At 37.9% G+C, this 21,440-nt stretch carries 13 protein-coding genes; 7 read left to right on the top strand and 6 right to left on the bottom strand.

Annotated features, from left to right (window positions below; genetic code table 11):
* Nucleotides 1-42: 42 nt before the first annotated feature.
* The 3 genes from R2Q77_RS20820 to R2Q77_RS20810 form a co-directional block, all read right to left on the bottom strand.
* Nucleotides 43-1,713 (bottom strand): hypothetical protein, encoded by a 1,671-nt coding sequence (locus tag R2Q77_RS20820; protein ID WP_316805640.1) that lies wholly within the window; start codon nucleotides 1,711-1,713, stop codon nucleotides 43-45.
* 124 nt (nucleotides 1,714-1,837) lie between these two features.
* Nucleotides 1,838-3,340: a hypothetical protein gene (locus R2Q77_RS20815; RefSeq protein ID WP_316805639.1), complete on the bottom strand. Its 1,503-nt coding sequence runs from the start codon at nucleotides 3,338-3,340 to the stop codon at nucleotides 1,838-1,840.
* 23 nt (nucleotides 3,341-3,363) lie between these two features.
* On the bottom strand, nucleotides 3,364-4,371 hold the full coding sequence (locus R2Q77_RS20810; RefSeq protein WP_316805638.1) for a hypothetical protein: 1,008 nt from the start codon (nucleotides 4,369-4,371) through the stop codon (nucleotides 3,364-3,366).
* 195 nt (nucleotides 4,372-4,566) lie between these two features.
* Between R2Q77_RS20810 and proS the strand changes: the two genes are divergently transcribed.
* From proS to R2Q77_RS20785, 5 genes are all read left to right on the top strand, one after another.
* On the top strand, nucleotides 4,567-6,039 hold the full coding sequence (proS, locus tag R2Q77_RS20805) for a proline--tRNA ligase (RefSeq protein ID WP_316805637.1): 1,473 nt from the start codon (nucleotides 4,567-4,569) through the stop codon (nucleotides 6,037-6,039).
* A 77-nt stretch (nucleotides 6,040-6,116) separates the two neighbouring features.
* The gene (locus R2Q77_RS20800; protein WP_316805636.1) at nucleotides 6,117-7,256 is read left to right on the top strand and encodes a cystathionine gamma-synthase; all 1,140 of its coding nucleotides are present in this window, start codon (nucleotides 6,117-6,119) and stop codon (nucleotides 7,254-7,256) included.
* Nucleotides 7,257-7,354: 98 nt separating this feature from the next.
* Nucleotides 7,355-8,206 (top strand): TIGR02757 family protein, encoded by an 852-nt coding sequence (locus R2Q77_RS20795; protein WP_316805635.1) that lies wholly within the window; start codon nucleotides 7,355-7,357, stop codon nucleotides 8,204-8,206.
* Between the two features lie 119 nt (nucleotides 8,207-8,325).
* Nucleotides 8,326-8,940 carry a Crp/Fnr family transcriptional regulator gene (locus tag R2Q77_RS20790; protein ID WP_316805634.1) on the top strand — a complete coding sequence of 205 codons (615 nt, stop codon included), beginning with the start codon at nucleotides 8,326-8,328 and terminating at the stop codon, nucleotides 8,938-8,940.
* Between the two features lie 378 nt (nucleotides 8,941-9,318).
* Nucleotides 9,319-9,966 carry a response regulator transcription factor gene (locus R2Q77_RS20785; protein WP_316805633.1) on the top strand — a complete coding sequence of 216 codons (648 nt, stop codon included), beginning with the start codon at nucleotides 9,319-9,321 and terminating at the stop codon, nucleotides 9,964-9,966.
* A gap of 49 nt (nucleotides 9,967-10,015) precedes the next feature.
* Here R2Q77_RS20785 and R2Q77_RS20780 read toward each other — a convergent pair whose 3' ends face one another.
* The 3 genes from R2Q77_RS20780 to R2Q77_RS20770 all read right to left on the bottom strand — a co-directional run bounded on the left by R2Q77_RS20780 (nucleotide 10,016) and on the right by R2Q77_RS20770 (nucleotide 11,892).
* Entirely contained in the window at nucleotides 10,016-10,213 is a 198-nt protein-coding gene (locus tag R2Q77_RS20780; RefSeq protein WP_316805632.1) for a hypothetical protein, read from the bottom strand.
* 48 nt (nucleotides 10,214-10,261) lie between these two features.
* Nucleotides 10,262-10,933, bottom strand: coding sequence for a DUF6766 family protein (locus R2Q77_RS20775; protein WP_316805631.1), 672 nt, complete (start codon nucleotides 10,931-10,933; stop codon nucleotides 10,262-10,264).
* Between the two features lie 65 nt (nucleotides 10,934-10,998).
* A complete protein-coding gene (locus R2Q77_RS20770; RefSeq protein WP_316805630.1) occupies nucleotides 10,999-11,892 on the bottom strand; it encodes an SDR family oxidoreductase in 894 nt (297 codons plus the stop codon).
* Nucleotides 11,893-12,095: 203 nt separating this feature from the next.
* Between R2Q77_RS20770 and R2Q77_RS20765 the strand changes: the two genes are divergently transcribed.
* The gene (locus tag R2Q77_RS20765; RefSeq protein ID WP_316805629.1) at nucleotides 12,096-12,278 is read left to right on the top strand and encodes a hypothetical protein; all 183 of its coding nucleotides are present in this window, start codon (nucleotides 12,096-12,098) and stop codon (nucleotides 12,276-12,278) included.
* Between the two features lie 970 nt (nucleotides 12,279-13,248).
* The coding region (locus R2Q77_RS20760; RefSeq protein ID WP_316805628.1) for a beta strand repeat-containing protein at nucleotides 13,249-21,440 on the top strand (8,192 nt) is incomplete at its 3' end.

Raw genomic sequence — 21,440 nt, 5'->3', positions numbered from 1 at the left:
CCAAATAGTCAGGATTTATAATATATTTTATCACTATTTAAATTAGATCTGTTTTGGTTCAATACTAAGATATATTGTCCCACAACTTACTTCATTAGTTATGTAATTGGTTGTAAATGCAATATTGTCTGTTCTGCCAGGTGTTGGATTTCTAGGAGGAGTGGTAGATGGCGTAGGTGTAACCACTTCTTTTCTTAAAATAATTGGGGCTCCAAATTCTATAATTCCTTCTCCTAACTCATCTGAACTTCTTGTTGTTTTATATTGAAAAGAGGAGCTCGAAGTTGTTTCAATTGATGCGCCAAATTTATATCCCACTTTCACTGTTTCTCCAAAACCAATGTCGTACCCAAAATTTGCAGCAAACTTAGTAGATTCGGTATGCGTAGTAATAATTTCTTCTGATGGATCGTATTCACTAACGATAAATTTCCAAGCTGCTCCGTAATTTTCTAAATTCCATGCAACCAATGGTTCATTAATAAAATAGTCTTTAGGAGCGATTCCTTTATATTTGTAGTATAGATAACCGCGTGGACCTGAAGTTACTTCGTAAGTAATATTATATAAATCGCTTCCCTTTGCAGTTATAACCTTGTTTAATTGGGTGCCCGCGCCATTTTTTGCGTTAATAAGAACTGCTATTCTGATATCAAAATAACCGTCGGTCCATTCTGACAGTGGTGATGGAGCTCCTGCTATATTAAAATCTTGACCAGTAGGTAAAGGATCATTGGTTTGATCTGATATTCTATTTATGTTAGAATCTTTCATCCTAATCGAAACTATATGCTCTACTATACGGTTATTGAATTTTCCCTTATCTTTGCCAGCTGTAGGATTTAAACCATAATAAACAAAATCTCTTTGCCAGTCTAAATTATTTTCAAATGCCTGTATTACCAAAGGGTCAATAGGGTTAGCAGATTTTTTTGTAGTACCATCATTAAATGTTATAGTAGGATCGACTCTAGATATAGTTTTCGAATTACTCATAATAGGATTGTTATATGAGACTTTTAAGTTCGTTTTGGATATGCCGTTAAATGCGTCGTTACTAAAACTAAATTTTCTATTATCCTTAGTTAAGAAAGTATTTTCAGTAGAATTGGATGAATTTAATAAAATGGCGGAACTCGGAGAATGATCCACATTACCAACCGACACATTTATTCTTTCATTTTCTTTAATAACAACTACAGGAAAACCAGGTATTAAGCCACGAGGTACTTCTATTATATTTCCATTCGAATCATATACTTCTATGGAACGGAAGTTTTTATCATTTGGTGAGATAGCTATTTTCGGTATTTCTGATTCTGAATTCCAACTCGTCGGTGTGAAATTTGGAAATTCCGGAACCATTATTGTTAATGTTGGTAAGTCTTCAATTGCTTGATCTAATCCCTCTTTTGACTTAGCATATTTTGATAAAATTTGATAAAATGTTTGATCTAATGTTACTTTTTCATCCTTAACCATCTGAAATAAGACATCGTTGTCTCTGTCAAATTGTTTTAATGCTTCGCTTTTTATAAAAGATCTTAATTTAGGCTCTTCTTCCATGGCGATAGCTAAAACCTTTGAAAATAAAATTTTTGAGTTTTGTTTTTCGGTTATATTTAATGGTATTGATGTTTCATGCCTTAATTCTTTTTTGCAAGAAAGAAGGACGGTTATAATAATAGCCAAATAATAAGTTTTTCTTTTCATAAGAGTTTAATTTAATTTTCCAATGTAAGGTGCAAAGATATGTGAATTGCATGTTTATTTAAAATAATACGTAAAAAAAAAGCCACATATTGTATGTGGCTTTTTGTGTTGTAAATGTAGTTTTTTAAAATCTTACACCTAAGGTTAAATAAACTGCATTTGTGATGTTTTTAATAGAAGCAGTCGGAGCAGCTAAACCAACAAGGTCATATGCTTTATAGTAAGAGTTATACTTGCTGTTTACATAAGTAGCATCAGCATAAAAATTATCTTTACGGTAACCTAAGCCACCGCTAATGCTTTTCTTCTGATACGCATCATTTGATTTATCTTCGTAAGGATTGCCAACTTGGCTATAACCCGCTCTTAATGAAAAGTTATCATCTAATCTTCCTTCTGCTCCAACTCTGATGTTAAACGCATCACGGTAAAGATCTTGAATATCTTTATTATTGGTGTTGATTATACTTGCATCATTAACGGCATCACTACTCAATTTAATGTCTTTATAATTAATGTAATCAGCATCAAAAGTAAGGAAACCCAGGTTATTAGCAAATAAAGCAAAACCAGCTGTTATTTTCCCCGGAGTACGAAGATTGAATTCAGAATTATATGGATCAATTTGTACATTATAAGCATTTTTATAATTAACCAGATTTTGGAAATAGCTATCCTGAATGTTGTACCAGGTTGGTGTATTATAAGAAGCACCAATTCTAACAACACTACTAATTTTGTAGATTAAACCCAATTTGGCATTAAAACCATTGCCTTTAGTTTGAGTACTTTCTGTAAAGTCCATATCGTAAAGGTCTGTACCTATAGATCCGCTTTCGTTGAAAACACGATCAGAATTAAGTTTTAATGAAGTAAATGATAAAGTTGCTCCAAAATAAAGTTTATTAGAGTAATTACTGCCAAAACCAATATTAAATTCAGATTGATAACCCGTTCTGGTTTCAGTATTTACTTGTTTATTACCTAAGGCTGTTGCAGGTGCCCATGCGCCACTTGAACCGTTATAATTAATTAAATAGTTTTCAAAAGCGGTATATGGAAGGTCATAATCGACTGAAAAGTTTTGATATCCTGTTTTAAGTTGGTCTGGAGTAGGAGGAGGTGTGCTTAACTGATTTGCCTGATCAGCAAAAAAGTCTGCGATTGAACTTGCATTATTTGTTCCACCAAAAACAATTTTGTTGTTAAAGTCATTGGTCTTATTATAACCAATACCTATGTTAAAGCTTAATATTCCTTCGGATGTATTTGCTCCTTTTTGCTTTGATGTTGGAGAATAAAAAACACCACCAAACTGGCTAATGCCAAGTTGATTTTTACTTCCGTTCCGTGTTTCCCCTAAATAAGCACCATCATTACCATAAGATCCATAATAAGGCGTAAAGCTGATTTCAGACCTTGTAAACAGGCCTAATCCGGCAGGGTTTCCACTTAACGAACTAATGTCTCCGCCTACTGCAGTTTGAGCGCCACCCAAAGCTTTAAATCTGGATGAAGTTGTATTATCAGTCTGAGAGAATCTTAAAGCATCGGTCACATATTGTGCATAGCCAATTTGGGAGCAGCCTAAAAGGCATGCCAGACCCAGTAAATATTTAATTTTCATAATTTTTTGTGTGTTGGTTTAAATTAATTCCTGCCGCTTCTTGATGGTCTCCCGCCACCGCCGCCGCCACCACCAGATGACTGTCCGCCACCATACGATTGAGGAGGAGAATAACTTGGTCTGCTCTCTGTTCTTGATGGTTGTGTAGGAGGAGTATAATCACGTGAAGGACGTTGCTCGGATCTTGAAGGTTGTTGTGGCATATATTCACGTGATGGGCGTTGTTGATAGGTGTTATTGCCATTGCCAACTGCTCTTCCATCTACTCTTGAAGGTCTGCCGTAATTTACGCCGTTATTAATAATTCCATTATTTGTGCCCGCATTGCTTACACGACTTGGACGGCCATTGTTGCTGTTTGCGCCAGCTCTGGATCCGTTACCGTTTGGATAATATCCATTTGAATTAACGGTATTTCTGTCGGTGTAAGATGGCCTGTGGTAATTGGTTCTGTTACTGTATAAACCACCGCCTATACCCCAGCCACCACCGTACCAGCCGCCACCCCAGCCAAAGCGATCATAATAAGAGTTTGGTCCCCATGAGTTCCATCCATAGTAAGGGTTACCCCAGCTGTTGCCATAAAAGCCACCGCCCCAACCAAAGCCACCATTCCAACCGAAACCACTGTTCCAGCCTAAACCCAAACCTAACCCATAGCCATTATATGCACCTAAGCCGTAGCCTAAATAGTTATTGTTGTAGTAATAATTGTCAAAATATGGATCGTAGTAACCCTGCCAGCTATAGCCATTATAAAAGCGGTTTATTCTGGATGAATAATCCATATCATAATAGGGATTACTTGTTCCGTAATAGTCGTCGTTATAGTCAGACTGGTATTGATCTTGTTGTTGCTGCTGCTGTTGCTGTTGAGCCTGAGGGGCAACATATTCAACTTCCCGTGCTTTTGCAACACTGTTGTAAACATCATCAGAGGTCGAATTTTGAGCCAATTTTGATGTAGAGCATGATGCTACCAACCCAGCAGCAGCAATCATTACAATGGGTAAAAATTTAATTGGTTTCATTGTCTTATATTTAGTTGTGTGTGTCAATGATTAAAAATGGCCGGAATTTTAGCAAAGCCAGCAAGGCAAAACGGTTAAATTAATGTTATAAAATTGATGCTAACCAAATCATAATCGTTTTGTAGGCATAAATTTATAAATTTGTGCTTAAGTTTCACATTTTTTAACATACAATTTACGTTCCAAATACAATTTATGAGCAAAGAAATTACAAGCAGAGCAGCAGATTATTCACAGTGGTATAACGACATCGTAATAAAGGCAGATTTAGCAGAGCATTCTGCTGTACGCGGATGTATGGTGATTAAGCCTAATGGCTATGCTATATGGGAAAAAATGCAGGCCGTATTAGATAAAATGTTTAAAGATACCGGGCACAGCAATGCTTATTTTCCATTATTCATACCAAAGTCATTTTTTTCAAAGGAAGCTTCTCACGTTGAGGGCTTTGCAACTGAATGTGCCGTTGTGACACATTACCGTTTAAAAAACGACGGTAATGGCAATATTGTTGTAGATGAAACGGCAAAACTTGAAGAAGAACTAATTGTTCGTCCTACTTCTGAAACCATTATCTGGAATACCTATAGAGGCTGGATTCAATCGTATCGTGATTTGCCAATTCTAATAAATCAATGGGCAAATGTGGTACGTTGGGAAATGCGTACGAGGTTATTTCTTCGTACAGCCGAGTTTTTATGGCAGGAAGGGCATACGGCGCATGCCACTGCCCAGGAAGCCATTGAAGAAACAGAACGCATGTTACATATATACGCTGATTTTGCCGAAAATTGGTTGGCTGTTCCGGTAATAAGAGGTCGTAAATCTCCAAATGAAAGGTTTGCGGGCGCTTTAGATACGTATTGCATTGAAGCTTTAATGCAGGATGGAAAAGCACTTCAGGCAGGTACATCACATTTTTTAGGGCAAAATTTTGCTAAAGCTTTTGATGTTAAATTTACGGGCAAAGATGGTAAACTTGATTATGTTTGGGCATCATCATGGGGCGTTTCAACCCGTTTAATGGGCGCTTTAATTATGGCGCATAGCGATGATTCGGGATTAATTATTCCTCCAAAATTAGCGCCGATTCAGGTGGTAATTGTGCCAATTTATAAAGGTGACGAAGATTTAGCTAAAATTACCGCATACGTTAATGAGTTAAGCATGCGTTTAAAAGGTTTTGGTGTTTCAGTAAAATATGATGATCGCGACACGCAACGTCCGGGCTTTAAATTTGCAGATTATGAATTAAAAGGTGTGCCAATCCGGATTGCAATTGGTGGCCGGGATTTAGAAAATAAAACAGTAGAAGTTGCCAGAAGAGATACTAAAGTTAAACAAACAGTTCCTCAGGATGGCCTGGATATTTATATCATTAAACTATTGGAAGATATTCAAACCAGCATGTTTAATAAAGCTTTGGCTTACCGTGATGAACACATTACAGATGCCAATAGTTATGATGAATTTAAGCAGTTGTTAGATGAAAAAGCTGGTTTTATTTCTGCACACTGGGATGGAACACCAGAAACAGAACAAAAAATAAAAGAAGAAACAAAAGCAACCATTCGTTGTATTCCTTTAGATAATAAACTGGAAGACGGTGTTTGTATATATTCAGGAAAACCGTCTACCCAAAGGGTGTTATTTGCACGGGCATATTAATCTGAATGTAAAAGAGTAAAGGTAATTTGGGTAATTCCAGATTTGAGCCTGATACGCAAAAATTATATTATACAAAAATGAAATTCGCAACAAAAGCTATACATGCGGGCCAGGAACCTGACCCAACTACCGGTGCCGTAATGACACCCATTTATCAAACATCTACGTACTGGCAAAAATCTCCAGGGGATAATAAAGGTTACGAATATTCGAGAGGAACCAACCCCACACGTAAAGCCCTTGAAGATTGCCTTGCAGCTTTAGAAAATGCAAAATATGGCTTGGCCTTTTCAAGCGGTATGGGCGCAACTGATGCTGTTTTAAAACTGTTGCAACCAGGTGATGAAGTAATAACAGGTAATGACTTATACGGCGGTTCTTACCGTATTTTCACCAAGATATTTGCCAATTATGGTATTAAATTCCATTTTTTGGATTTAACCAGGCCCGAAAATATGTTGCCTTATATTAATGAAAAAACTAAACTGGTTTGGATAGAAACACCTACCAACCCAACGATGCAGATTATTGATATTGAAGAGGTTGCTAAAATTTCGAAAGCAAATAAACTGATTTTAACCGTTGATAATACTTTTGCTTCTCCATATCTGCAAAACCCGATTGATTTAGGAGCGGATATTGTAATGCACTCTGTAACCAAATATATTGGTGGTCACTCTGATGTAGTGATGGGGGCATTGGTTACCAATGATGAAAAACTATACAAAGACCTTTGGTTTATTTATAATGCATGTGGCGCAACACCAGGCCCGCAAGATGCTTTTTTAGTCCTGAGGGGAATTAAAACCCTTCATTTACGCATGAAAGCACATTGTGAAAACGGAACGCGCATTGCCCAGTTTTTAAAAACACACCCGAAAGTTGATAAAATTTACTGGCCTGGATTTGAAGATCATCCTAACCATGCGGTTGCTAAAAAACAGATGAGGGGTTTCGGCGGTATGATTTCTATTACCTTAAAAGGAGCAGATTTAGAAGAAACGTTCAGGGTTTCTTCAAACTTTAAAGTATTTACTTTAGCTGAATCGTTAGGTGGGGTAGAATCGTTAATTAATCATCCGGCTACCATGACGCATGGCTCAATTCCAAAAGAAGAAAGAGAAAAAGTTGGCGTAACAGATAACCTTTTACGTTTGAGCGTTGGAGTAGAGGATATTGATGATTTACTGGAAGATTTAGAAAATGCATTAAGATAGTTCGTTTTCTAATTTAATTATATTTCAAGTCATTCAGAAATTAAGGGTTAAACCTGTTTTTTTGAATGACTTTTTATTGATCAACTAACTTTAGTTTAATGGATTTTTTAGAGTTGCAGAATTTTCTTGATCAAAAGGTAGATCAATACAACCGGCCTGATTTTATTGCCAATGATCCGGTTTGTATTCCCCATTTATTTCAAAAAAAACAAGATATAGAAATTGCCGGTTTTTTTGCTGCTATTTTAGCATGGGGACAACGGAAAACCATTATTAATAAATGCAGAGAATTGCTTGAACGTATGGATAATGCGCCTTATGATTTTGTACTTCAGCATACTGATCATGATTTGAAAAATCTTTTAAATTTTAAACACCGCACATTTAATGATACGGATCTGCTGTATTGTATCTCTTTTTTTAAAGCACATTATACAAAATATGATAGTTTAGAAAAGGCATTTTTGCCATCTGCCGATGTCTATTTGGCCGAATACTTAGCCTCAGGACAGGAAGAGAAAGACCGTGGTAACTTTTCTGCAGTTTGTTTAACATCTAAACTAACCTTTACTATTGAGGAAGCTTTAAATCATTTTCGCGCTTATTTTTTTTCGCTGGAAGATTTTCCGCACCGAACCAAAAAGCACATATCATCGCCCCGACAAAAATCTACCTGTAAACGTTTAAATATGTTTTTACGGTGGATGGTTAGAAATGATAATAAAGGTGTTGATTTTGGGATTTGGAACACATTAAAACCAAAAGATTTGATATGCCCTTGTGATGTACATGTGGATAGGGTAGGAAGGCTACTTGGATTAATTAACAGAAAACAAACAGATTGGTTAACGGCGGTGGAATTAACAGAATATTTGAAACAATTTGATTTTAACGATCCTGTTAAATATGATTTTGCTCTTTTTGGTTTAGGGGTAGAAAAAATTCTGTAAATCCAACATTCATAGGGTGAAATGAAAAAAAAACTTCATTATTTAAATCTATCTTGCTATTATTACGCTGCGATTTTTAATAAGTAATTAAAAATTCATCCATCCCTAGGCCTAAAATAATGATTGCATTAAATTTATCTGATAAAGATAAATGGAAGAGGTATAAAAACTTTTCTCCATTAATTACAATTTTCAAAAAATTTCATGTCCTAAATAGTGAGATTGAAAAAAGAATAAATCAACAGACTTTTCCTATAAGCTACAAGAAAAATAAATTCCTTATTTCTCCATTGGATCGTAACGAATACCTTTTTTTAATTATTAAAGGGGTAGTAAGAGGCTTTGTAAAAGACGGTAAAAATGAAATAACAACCTGGATTGCAAAAGAAAATGAAGTGGTAGGTACCATTCGCAATTTATGGACGGATGAAGAATCCTCAGAATATTTACAAGCCTTGGAAGATGTGGAACTCATTGCTATTCCACACACCCTATCTGATGATTTATATGAAAATTTTGCAGAAGCAAATATTGTTGGCCGGAAAATGATGGAGCTTTATTACCGTGCAGCAGAAGAACGTGCTTACCTTTGCCGGATCTCTTCAGCTGAAAAAAGGTACAGAAGGTTTTTAGTTTCTTATCCCGATTTAATCCATCGTGTATCGCTAAAACACATCGCTTCATTTTTAGCCATTCGCCTCGAAACATTAAGCCGAGTTAGGGCAAAAGTCTGATTTTTGATCTAATGCACGTTATTTGTTCCTTAGATTTAGTGAAATAAATACGACTGAAAAAATAGTCTGATTAACCTAACAAACTATTGATTTTTTATACCTGTACACCTAAACCATTTACATTACCCAATGTCTAAGTTAATGTATCTATATTAATACTATGTTATTAATGTGTAAACCTTATTTTTTTGTTATAATGTTTATTGTATTAGAAACGAGTGTATTATTTTTTTAATTATTTACATATTTTCTTCTTTATGTATAAGGATTAATACAAAATAATATACTGTATAGCGTCGATATTATATAAATATAAGTTACATTTGCCTTTGACAATAGATATCCTTAACTCTTAATTAAGAAATTATCCTTCACAAAATGAAAACAAAACATGCTGTAAGCACTTTCACTGTTTTAATCGCCGATGATCATGAGATTATCAGACGCGGTTTAAAAAGCTTGATCTCCGATTTTTGGGCTGGCGTTGAAATCATCAATGCATCAAATATGGATCAAGCACTGATTGAGTGTGCAAAATCTCCCAATTTAATTATTATAGATGTAAACCTTCCAGGTGGAAACAATCTTAAGGTAATTGATCAGATTAAAGTTGCACAACCAAATGCAAAAATATTGGTATTCTCTTCGCTTAACGAGAATATTTATGCTGTTCCATATTTAAAAGCTGGAGCATCAGGTTATTTAACCAAAAATGCAGAGGAATCTGAAATTGTAACTGCAATTACGACCATCTTAGCAGGTAGCCGTTATTCCAGTAGAAATGTTAAAGAGAATATGTTTAACAGTATTTTAGGTAACGATTCTAACAATCCATTTACTAAATTATCAGGCAGGGAATTAGAAGTTGCAGAATTATTAACCAAAGGTGTTGGCGTTTTAGAAATATCCAACAAACTTAATTTACAAATGGGTACGGTCAGCACCTATAAACTTAGACTTTTCCAGAAATTGAAAATCAAAAGTATTATAGAACTTGCTGAGAAAATGAGTATTTACGAAAAATAAGCAAATACTTTTTGCACCTTAAATCGAAATTGATATTTAGTTAAGCTAACTATTGATTTCGATTTTTTTTTACAGTGCCTGCACCATTCTCTTCTCCCGATTCGTTTGGCGTGCCACCTGCTTCACCAAATTTTTCAGACGCTCCTTTTCCATTCTGATCAAATGATGCTTTTTCTTTTGAAGATCCTGAATTTTTAGGTTCCTGATTGTCTTTTTGCTTGCTGTTTTCTTCAGTTTTATCTTTCATCTTTTAAAACGCTTTTTCTTAATACAACAACGGCTGTAGGCAAAAGTTTTATTTTCCTGTTTCCATATGAGGAGCATCCACCGGTTTTGATTCAGGCGAACCTTTTTGCCTTAAGTAAATCGTGAAAAATACGATACTCGCTACAGAAAGAAATTCACTCTGCCAGTTTTGAAAGGTTTCAAACCAAAATTCAGGTTTTATCAGGTACTCTGCCATTGAATTTTTTGCCAGACTTTTAAGACTTTGCTCTACGTTATGGTCTTGCCAGCTGCCATAAAAGTGCAGCCACCAACTGGCTAAAAATAGAATTACAAAACAAATAGACAACGAATTTTGATAAATTTTTAAAATTAAGCCACCTTTTTTTACTGGCCAGGGCACATTTTTTGTGATTTTCGGCGACCTGTCAACATCCTCCTCCTCTTCTAAAGATTTGGATTCGGCGGAGCCAATTTGCCTTAATTTAATGGTAATGATAACATACATCGCCATTTGTAAAAACTCACTTTCAAAGTTTTCGAAAGTTGCAGAAATAAAATGTCCGGATTTTAAATAAGTATAAAAACTTAGCGCTGGAGCATTTAGTTCCTCAAGTGTTTGGTTATGCACATGCCAGCCAGTTAAAGCTTGTGCAAAAAGCGTGATGAGAAATATCAATACAAAAAAGAGGGTTAGGCCATTTTTGTACATGAAAGAGCGATTTATTTTTTTTTGTGCCATTAGTTTAGATTTTAAAATTTTTGTGAAACACTGAAAAAAATGGATCTATTGCAACCATTAAAGTTTTAAATGGTTATTCTGCCACCTGTAACTGGCAAAGTTGCACCAGAAATATAACTTGCATCCGGAGAGGCCAGAAAAACGTATGCAGGTGCTACTTCTGCTGGTTGTCCGGGTCTTCCCATCGGCGTATCTTTTCCGAAATTTTCAGGTTCGGGCATGGTAGATGGAATTAGTGGTGTCCATATTGGTCCCGGCGCCACTGCATTTACCCTGATTCCTTTGCCTTGCTCCAATAAAATCTGACTTAAATTGGCTGTGAAATTTTGTATTGCTCCTTTTGTTGAAGCGTATGGTAGCAGTACAGGACTGGGCGAATAGGCATTAACGGATGTTGTATTTATAATGCTGCTGCCAGCTTTCATGTAAGGTTCGGCGGCTTTACATAAATAAAACATAGCATGTATATTGGTGTCAAATGTTTTTATCCATTCTTCGGAAGAAATGTCTTTTAAGGACTTTCTTGCCATCTGAAAAGCAGCATTATTAACTAAAATATCTATCTGGCCAAATGATTTTACGGCGATATCAATAATTTTTTTGCAATGTTTTTCTGATCTGATATCACCTTTAACCAATATCGCTTTTTGATTCTCTGCTTCAACATACTTAGCCGTATCTTTCGCGTCAAAGTCTTCCTCATCACTTAAATAACTAATTAATACATCTGCCCCCTCGCGTGCAAATGCAATGGCTATGGCTTTTCCAATGCCGGAGTCTCCGCCAGTAATAATGGCTTTTTTTCCGTTTAATTTCCCCGAACCCCGATAAGATTTTTCGCCATGATCTGCTAAAGGTTTCATTTCCTTTTCTGTGCCTGGTGGGGTTTGTTTTTGCTTAGGGAAAGGTGGAGAGGGATGTTTACCTGAGGTATTTGATGTTTTATTTTGAGTTTTCATAAGGAGTAACTTTTCTTATTTAACACGCCTTTTTAAGGAAAAGTTTTTATGAATACGCGTTATTTAAGCCGCAATGGCAGATTGCTTATACCTGCATAATTTAAATGGTAATGGTTTATTTCTAAGCTAAAAGTTTGACAATTGTCAATTAAATAATATAAAATGACGTATTTGGATTGGTATGAATATTATATTTACATATTATGATAAAGCTAAAACGATCATTGCCCGAAGCCCAGCTTGATGAGGTAAAACCTGGTCATTTGGTGCAGGATGAACATGGTAAAAGGGGGATAGTAGAAAAGATTGAAATCTTTAAAAAGGGAAGAGAAATGCAATACTATTATAAGCTTAGCAGCGGCGAAACCATTCTTATTTTAAAATAAAGTTTAAAAAAAATATGCAGGATACTTTCATATCCTGCATTGTCTCCATTTCTATAAACCTATCCAGGTTATTAAAAACTTGCGTTAAATATAACAAAAAAGTTACTTCATGAGTAGTTAAAGGTTTTAGTTAATTATTCTGTATCAGGAATTGCGTATAAATATCGAACGGAGTGCGTATAAATACAATAATTAACTTCTGAATTCCAAAAGCTGATTCGTTAGGTCAATGCCTCTGATCTGAAATTTAATGCTGTTGAGGTCGGTTCTAAAAGCAAAATTTTCTTTTACCTGATAGGTTTTGATTTTTTTATTGTGTCATTTGGCGTTCGCAGAGAAATCCTCCATACACCTATTGGCCCAACTGCCTGAAATGTTTAGGTAGGTATGTTATGTCTTTGCTAATAATAGTGGTTTTTGTTTGTAGGTTTTTTATGCAAATGTTTGCGTAAAAAATAGATTAGGCGAGATTGCTAAAATAGAGATTTAAGTTTTCCTTTTATAAAGATTGAACCTAAAATATATAAAAATGATCTTATCTATAGTTCATTAGCCACATTTCGGCATAAAAGACAAATTAAATCAGTTGGTAATACAAAGACATTATTTTTTTAACGGCCTAAAAAACGAGTTAAAACCTGAAGGTGTAAAATAGTTATTGATAAATATCAACAACTTATAAAGCGTGTAGAATTGAAAAACTATTCTCAGATGAATTAAATAAAGATTCTGTTTTTTAATTTACTAAAAACACCCTAAAACCGTATTATTAGTAATACGAAATAGAGGTTAATTGTGTTAAAACCATCCCTTGATGTGATATATTTGCAAATTATTAGCGCAAACTGTTGTCATACCCTTATCAAAAAATAATTAAACCTATTTGTTAGAAGCCAATGTGTTTTAAACTGCTTATGTAGTTTTTAATCAGTGGAATAAACTAAACTAATTCGAATTTATCTCCCATTATATGAATAAACGTTTACTTTTATTATTTCTTGTCTTAAACTTAATTTTCTCGTTAAAGTCTTTTAGTCAAACTCCAGTTTGTGCAACTCCGGGAGCAGATGGAGCGCAAACACTGTCGACTGCAGCAAATACATTTTACCCATCCAAAGCCGGAAATATAACGCTGAATTCGGGGAGTACCTCATTGGATTTAGATCCTGTTCCCAGTTCTTTTACTGTTGGAAGTACAGTGTTTAGCTTTGGAAGCACACAGATTACCAAGGGTAATTTGCTGTTAATAATCCAGATGCAGGGTGCAGATATCAACTCTACAGATGCCAATACTTATGGGGCGGGTGTGGCGTCCAATAATGGTTCTGGTTATACAGGAAGCATTATTGCTGGAAGATATGAATATGTAGTGGCTTTAAATGATGTAACCACTGCTGGTGGAACTCTTCAATTTAAAGCTGCAGGAACAGGTGGCGGATTGGTAAACAGTTACATTAATGCTAATGCAACGGCAACAACCGGACAAAGGAGTTTTCAGGTGGTGCGTTTAATGCAGTTTTCTAACTTAACCATGACAACTGATATTAAAACCATTCCATGGAATGGTAAGGCGGGTGGATTAATTGCATTAGATGTTGCGGGTACACTTAATATGAACGGCCGTTTAATAGATGCAAGTATAACTGGCTTTCGAGGTGGTTACTTGTTACCAAGAGCTATTGCAGACGTACAACAAACCTTATATGTAACTACAAATTCAAGCCTGGCGGCAACAAAGGGCGAAGGAATTGCAGGTACACCGCGATTTATGTGGGATGGTTATACCGCTGTTAATAACGGAGCGGGATGGATCGGTTATCCGGGTGGAGATTACGGACGTGGGGCTCCGGGTAATGCCGGTGGAGCAGGTAACAACCATAACGCCGGTGGCGGTGGTGGTGGTAACGGCTCTAATGGGGGTGCGGGTGGTTATGGATGGGAAGGTGCAACGGGTGATTTTTTACAAACGGGTGGCCGTCCAGGATCACTGTTACCTCAAACTTTAAACAGGTTGTTTCTTGGCGGTGGCGGTGGCGGCGGAGACGCAAACAATGCAACCAATGGAGTTAGAGGCGGAGTTGGTGGCGGTATAATTCTAATTAATGCCAACAAGATTGATGGTACAGGGCTTATTTTAGCTAACGGAGGTCGTGGTGAGCCAGGTGGAGAAGGTAGTGCCGGCGATGGTGCCGGTGGTGGTGGTGCTGGTGGTACAATTTTTATTAATGTAACTCAAACCAGTCCTACAGCTAATTTAACCATTCAGGCTAATGGAGGTGCAGGCGGTAACGCTTACACTACAGTACCACATGGTCCTGGCGGCGGTGGTGGTGGCGGTGTAATCCATTATAAAATTCCAAATGCCACCATTACAACTTCAACAAAAGGTGGTGCCAATGGTTTATCTAATAATGGTGGTGCCGGTGCAATAGCACATGGTGCAGAATCTGGATCAACTCCTGGCGTGGTGGATAATTTTACAGCAAGCCAGCTTCCCCCTGAATTGCAGGGACAAAGCGCAACTTGTTACCCATCTTTAACAGTAACAAAATCAAGGTTAAATCCGACAACATCAATTCCTGCCGGATCGACTACAATTTATACAATCACAGTTTCCAATTCTGGTGGTGGTGCAGAGGGGGTAAGAATCAATGATCAATTGCCTGCGGGTTTTACATTTGTATCGGCTACAATTGCGTATTCGGCTAATCCGGCAACAGTTACGAGCATTACAAACGGAGGCACAGATACGCAACCAAGTTTCGGGCCGTTCTCTATATTGGGAAATAGCTCTGCTACTATACAGTTAACCGTTAATATTCCGGCTTCAACAACACCGGGTACCTATAGTAACCCGGCACAGGTTACTTATTTAGATCCCAGCAGAAACAGTACCGATCCAAACCGGATGGTTACACCTGTGGCTTTTGCTGTTGGCACAGCCAATACTGTTTACAGGGATGGTGGAAATGTTCCGGGAACCAATTACGATCCTTCTTTAACTGCTGAGGATGTAATTATAGTAAAACCAAGCATTTCAATTACCAAAACAGTTGATAACTCTTGCGTTGCATTAAATGCAAATCGTATTTATACCATACAGGTTAAAAATGAGGGCACATCTACCTTAAACTCACTCGCGGTTACTGATGTTATTCCAACGGGATTAACTTTTGTAGCTACCACATTGCCTACGGGCTGGGTTAGAACCGGAACAGCGCCAAACTTAACTTTTACCTATACCGGAAGTTTAGCGGCAAGTGCCGTTTCTTCTTTTACAATTACAGTAACGGCTACCACAATTCCAGCATCTGGAAACTGGTCTAATACAGCAGCTGTAACAGGAGGCAGTAATTCTACCGTTTTAGTTTATGCAAATCCAACCGCTTCAAATTCTTCTATAACCTCTGGCGGAACAGCGTGTAATGACGGTACTTTCTTTGTTTCAGGAAACACACCAAGTGTTGGTACAGGCCAGTGGAGCTTTGTAAGCAATCCAAATGGTTATGCTACATTAAACAACCCAAACCAGGTTAACACAACCGTTTCGGGTGTTAGAAACGGAACTCCGGTTACGGTACAATGGGTTATTACCAGTGGTACTTGTACCAGTTCTTCGCAGCTGGCTTTAACTAATAATAGTGTTTTACCAACAGGTACTTTAACCGCCAATGGAAATAGCACAGTATGTGCATCTGCAGCATTACCTACACTTAATATTGCTTTTACGGGAACAGGACCATGGACCTATACTTATAGAGATCCAAATGGATTAGTTTCTGCAGAGGTAACCACAAGTACTTCGCCGGTTACCATTACACCAACAGTTGCTGGTACCTATACTTTGGTTATGGTAAAAAATGCAACATGTGCCGGTACAGCAACAGGAACTGTGGTGATTACGCAGAGTCCGAATACGGTTGCAGGTATAGCAAGTGCAAATCAAACCATTTGCTATAATACTGCACCTGCTGCAATAACATTATCAGGTCAAACCGGTAATGTAGTAAGTTGGCAATCTTCACCAGACAACACTGCCTGGACCAATATAGCCGGCACAGAAAATGTAACAAGTATAACACCAGGTACATTAATTGCAAATACATATTACAGGGCCAGAGTACAAAGCGGAGCTTGCGGAGAGTTAACCTCTAATTCGGTATTAATTACTGTAAACCCGCTTGCCAACGGAGTTGCAACTCCATCCACACAAACGATCTGCAGCGGATTGGCCATTTCTACCGTAAACTTTACCGGAGCAACAAGTTATACATGGGTGCGCAATAACACCAGCAATGTAACAGGCATTGTAAGCGGCGGATCTGGTACAAGTGTTAGCGGTTCTTTAACCAATACCACAGGTTCTGCACAAACCGTAACTTTTACGGTTACTCCAACTACAAGTGGTTGTGCAGGTACGCCATTTACATTTACGGTGATTGTACAAGGAACCGTAACAGCTGGTGCTATCGGAACAAATCAAACCGTATGTTCCAATACAGCAATAGCTCCTTTAACTTCAACAACTGACGGTACAGGATCGGGAACAATTTCATATAAATGGGAAAGCTCTACAAACGGAACTGACTGGACTGTAATTAATGCGCAAACCGGGGCAACTTATGCACCTGCACCGGTATTGGTTACCACATTATATAGAAGGTCTACAGTTTCTACAAGTACATCACCAAGTTTGGCCTGTACATCTGCACCAACTACTCCAGTAACCATTACTATAAAGGCGCTGCCTACAACTTCAAACGCGGGTACAAATCAAATCAGCTATAATTCTGGTGTATTTACTTTGCAGGGAAATGCGCCAACATCTGGTGTTGGTACATGGACTTTAGTAAGTACTACAGGGACAGCTGCAATTGCAGATCCTTCTAACCGAAATACTACAGTTACCATTTCAAAAAATAGTTCAGCTACTTTTGCCTGGACTATTGCAAATTCACCATGTGCATCTTCAAGCAGTCAGGTTACGGTTACCTATACAGAAAACGCAGACAGACAAATTACTAAAACCGTAAGTAAAACAAATCCAACAGTAGGAGAGAATGTTACTTTTACACTTACGGCAAGAAATAACGGCCCAAGTAACTCAACTAATGTAACGGTTACAGATCAATTAAAATCTGGTTATACTTTTGTAAGTGCCAGTCCAAGTGCTGCCTATAACTCTACTAATGGTGTTTGGACAATTGGGAACCTGAATAGTGGATCATCTCAAACTTTAAATATCATTGCAACGGTTAATGCAAATGCTTCTTCTGCTAACTATGGAAACGATGCAAGCATTACCGGAACAGAATCTGATGTAATTACTACGGCAAATAACAATGTTTCCTTAAATACTGTTGTGCCTGTTCGTAAAATAGATTTACTTTTAACTAAAACGGGCGCACCAAAACCAGCTGTTGCGGGTGGTTCATTAACCTACGTTATTACGGTAACGAATAACGGTCCGAGTAGTTTGGTTGCTGCTGATGCGATTGTAGTAACCGATAATTTACCGGCAGGTTTTACGCCTAATGCAGGTACTTATACAACATCGGCCGGAACTTACAACAGTACAAACGGTAACTGGACCGGCTTAACTTTAACTACCGGACAAAGTGTAACGTTAACCATTGCGGGAAAACTTTCGGGCTCGGCCACCGGTGTAATTAGCAATACTGCAAGTGTTGCGCCACCTGTAGGAACAACTGATCCGGACTTAACCAATAATGCTCAAACAGATAATACAACCATTCAAAGCAGTACGGATTTATATGTAACGAATGCGGTTTCAAATGCCTTCCAAAAAGTTGGCGAGCCTGTGGTATTTACCATTACTGCTGGAAACAATGGGCCAAGTAACGCAACCGGCGTTCAGGTGGCAGATTTATTACCTGCTGGATACGAGCTTGTGTCGTACACAGCAGCACAAGGTTCGTACGATCCTTCTACAGGAGTATGGATGGTGGGCGCCTTAAATACCGGAGCCAGCTCTGTATTAACCCTTACTGCAAAAGTGAAAATAGGTACAGCTTACAGTACAACTGCAATTATTTCGGGTGCACAGAACGATCCTTTGTTAGATAACAACAAAGCTTCAACTGGAATTACAACTGTAAACAGCGATCCTGTTGCAGTACCAGATATTAAAGCAACAAATGAGGATGTAACTTTAACGGTTACTGCTGCAAATGGAGTTTTAGCAAACGATAGCGATATTGACGGAAATGCTTTAACGGTTACCAAATATAGTATAGCCGGTACAGATTATCCTGTAGGAGTATTGCATAATATCCCTAATGTAGGAGATATTACCCTGAATGCAGATGGTAGTTATGTTTTTGACCCAGCAAAAGATTATTTCGGAACTGTACCTACAATTACCTATTACATTAGTGATGGAAATGGGGGAGTAGCAAACAGTACATTAGACATTACGGTTAATGCTGTAAATGATGCACCATCTTTTACGAAAGGAGCAGATCAGCTGGTTAATCAAAATGCACCAGTGCAAACTGTAACGGCTTGGGCAACTGCAATAAGTGCGGGTCCGGCCAATGAAAGTTCGCAAACTGTAGCTTTTACAGTTACAAATGATAATAATACATTATTTACAAGCCAACCAACCGTTGCTGCAAATGGAACACTAACTTATACACCAGCACCAAATGCACATGGTACGGCAGTTGTAACTGTTTATTTGAAAGATAACGGTGGAACAACCAATGGCGGTATTGATCAAAGTGCGTCACAAACCTTCATCATCAGAATTAATAATTTACCAACTACGGATGATAAAAGCAATTCAGTACTAATACCAAGCACCACCACAGTGCCTGCTGACATTGATAACCCAACGGGATCAGATACTGACGGAACAGTTGTGGCTTATATTATTAATACACTTCCTGCCAAGGGAACTTTATACCTTGCTGATGGGGTAACCGCAGTTACTGCCGGACAGGAATTAACCCAGGCAGAAGCCAACGGTTTGAAGTTTTTACCGAATGGTACAAGTTCAGGAACAACTACTTTCACATTATCTGCAAAAGATAATGATGGAGGAGTAGACCCAACACCTGCCACGTTTACCATCAATATTCAGCCAGTAGGTGTAGCAGATAACATAACTACGCTAATTAATACGGCTGTAAATACAAATGTTAAAGCAAATGATGGTCCGGGCTTAACCGGAGCAATTGTAACCGTTGTTACTAATGGTATAAATGGAAATGCAGTTGTTCAGCCGGATGGTACAATTGCCTATACGCCAAACAATAATTATGTTGGTCAGGATAGTTATACCTATACATTAACGGTAGATGGCGTGGTTAGCACACCAATTACTGTAAACGTTCAGATTAAGCCAACAGGAGTAAATGATAACGATTTAACCCCGGTAAATGTAGCTGTTATTACAGCTGTGAAAGCTAATGATGGTACTGTTGCTACAGGTTTAACGGTTGTAAAAGCATCTGATCCGGCCAATGGAGGCATTGTGGTAAATGCTGATGGCACGATTACCTACACGCCAAACAACAATTTCACAGGCACAGATAGTTATACCTATAAATTGCAAACTGCCGATGGTGTTTTATCAGATGCGATTACCGTAAGCATCAATGTTTACAAAGCTTCGACAGACTTCACGAAAGTTGTAACCGGAACAATACCAACAACAGAAAACGGAGTCATTAATTACGCTTTAAAAGTAACCAATACCGGTACAGTAACTTTAACAAATATTATTGTAACAGATGCAAATGCAATCGTATCAGGATCTCCTATTGCAACTTTAGCAGCTGGTGCTTCGGCAACGATTACGGCTACCCATGTTTTAACACAGGCTGAAATTAACAGTGGAAGTGTAACAAACCAGGCCAGTGCAACTGCATCAGACCCTAAAAACAATGCAGTAACCAAAGTATCAGATGACCCATCTACAACCACAACACCTAATGATGCAACGGTTACCATAATTGCAGCTAACCCTCTTCTAACATTAGTTAAAACAGGTACGCTTGCTGCCAATGGAAATACCATAACTTACAGCTTCACGGTAAGAAATACAGGTAACGTAACCATTAATAATTTAACTTTAACCGACAGCAAAATTACGGGTAACATTATTTTATCGCCATTAAGCCTTGCGCCAAATGCAACGGCAACCGGATTGGCTGTTTATACCCTAACACAAGCAGAGAAAGAATCAGGTTCTGTTTCTAATACGGCAACAGTAAAAGGTAAAACACCAGCCGGAACCGATGTTCAGGATATTTCAGGGACAGCAGAAAATAATGATACGCCTACCATTACGAAAACTGGAGTAGTTGCAATTGATGATTCCGGAACCGCAAATGGTTTTTCAGGTGGAACAGCGATTGCAAATGTGTTGTCGAATGATTTTTATAACGGTGTTCAGGCGACTTTAGGTAATGTTATTTTAACACAACTTTCAACTGAAAATCCAAATGTTACTTTAGACCCTTTAACCGGGAAAATCAATGTAGCTGCAGGTACTAAAGCAGGTGTTTATAAGGTTGGATATGAAATTGAAGACAGGTTAAATCCAGGGCAGAAAACCACAGCGGTTGCTACGATCACAGTAACGGCACCAGCGATGGTTGCCACTAATGACAGTGGTTCAGCAAACGGTTTTGCAGGAGGAACAGCGATTGAAAATGTATTGGCAAACGATACCTACAACGGTGTTGAGGCAACCTTAATAACGGTTAATTTAAGCCAGCTGACTACTTCTGATCCAAATGTTACTTTAGATCCTTTAACCGGAAAAATCAATGTAGCTGCAGGCACCAAGACAGGTACTTACACGGTACAATACCAGATTCAGGATAAACTGAACCCGGCATTAACTACCACAGCGGTTGCTACGGTTACGATAACGGCACCAGCAATGGTTGCCACCAATGACAGTGGTTCAGCGAATGGTTTTGCAGGAGGAACAGCGATTGAAAATGTGTTGGCAAACGATACCTATAACGGAGTTGAGGCAACCTTAACAACAGTTAACTTAAGTCAGCTGACCACTTCTGATCCAAATGTTACTTTAGATCCTTTAACCGGGAAAATCAATGTAGCTGCAGGCACCAAAGCAGGAACTTACACGGTACAATACCAGATTCAGGATAAACTGAACCCGGC

Source organism: Pedobacter nototheniae (assembly GCF_032678625.1).
Lineage (GTDB): Bacteria > Bacteroidota > Bacteroidia > Sphingobacteriales > Sphingobacteriaceae > Pedobacter > Pedobacter nototheniae_A.
Note: the sequence above shows the minus strand (reverse complement) of the source record. Positions and strands in the feature narration are given on the sequence as shown.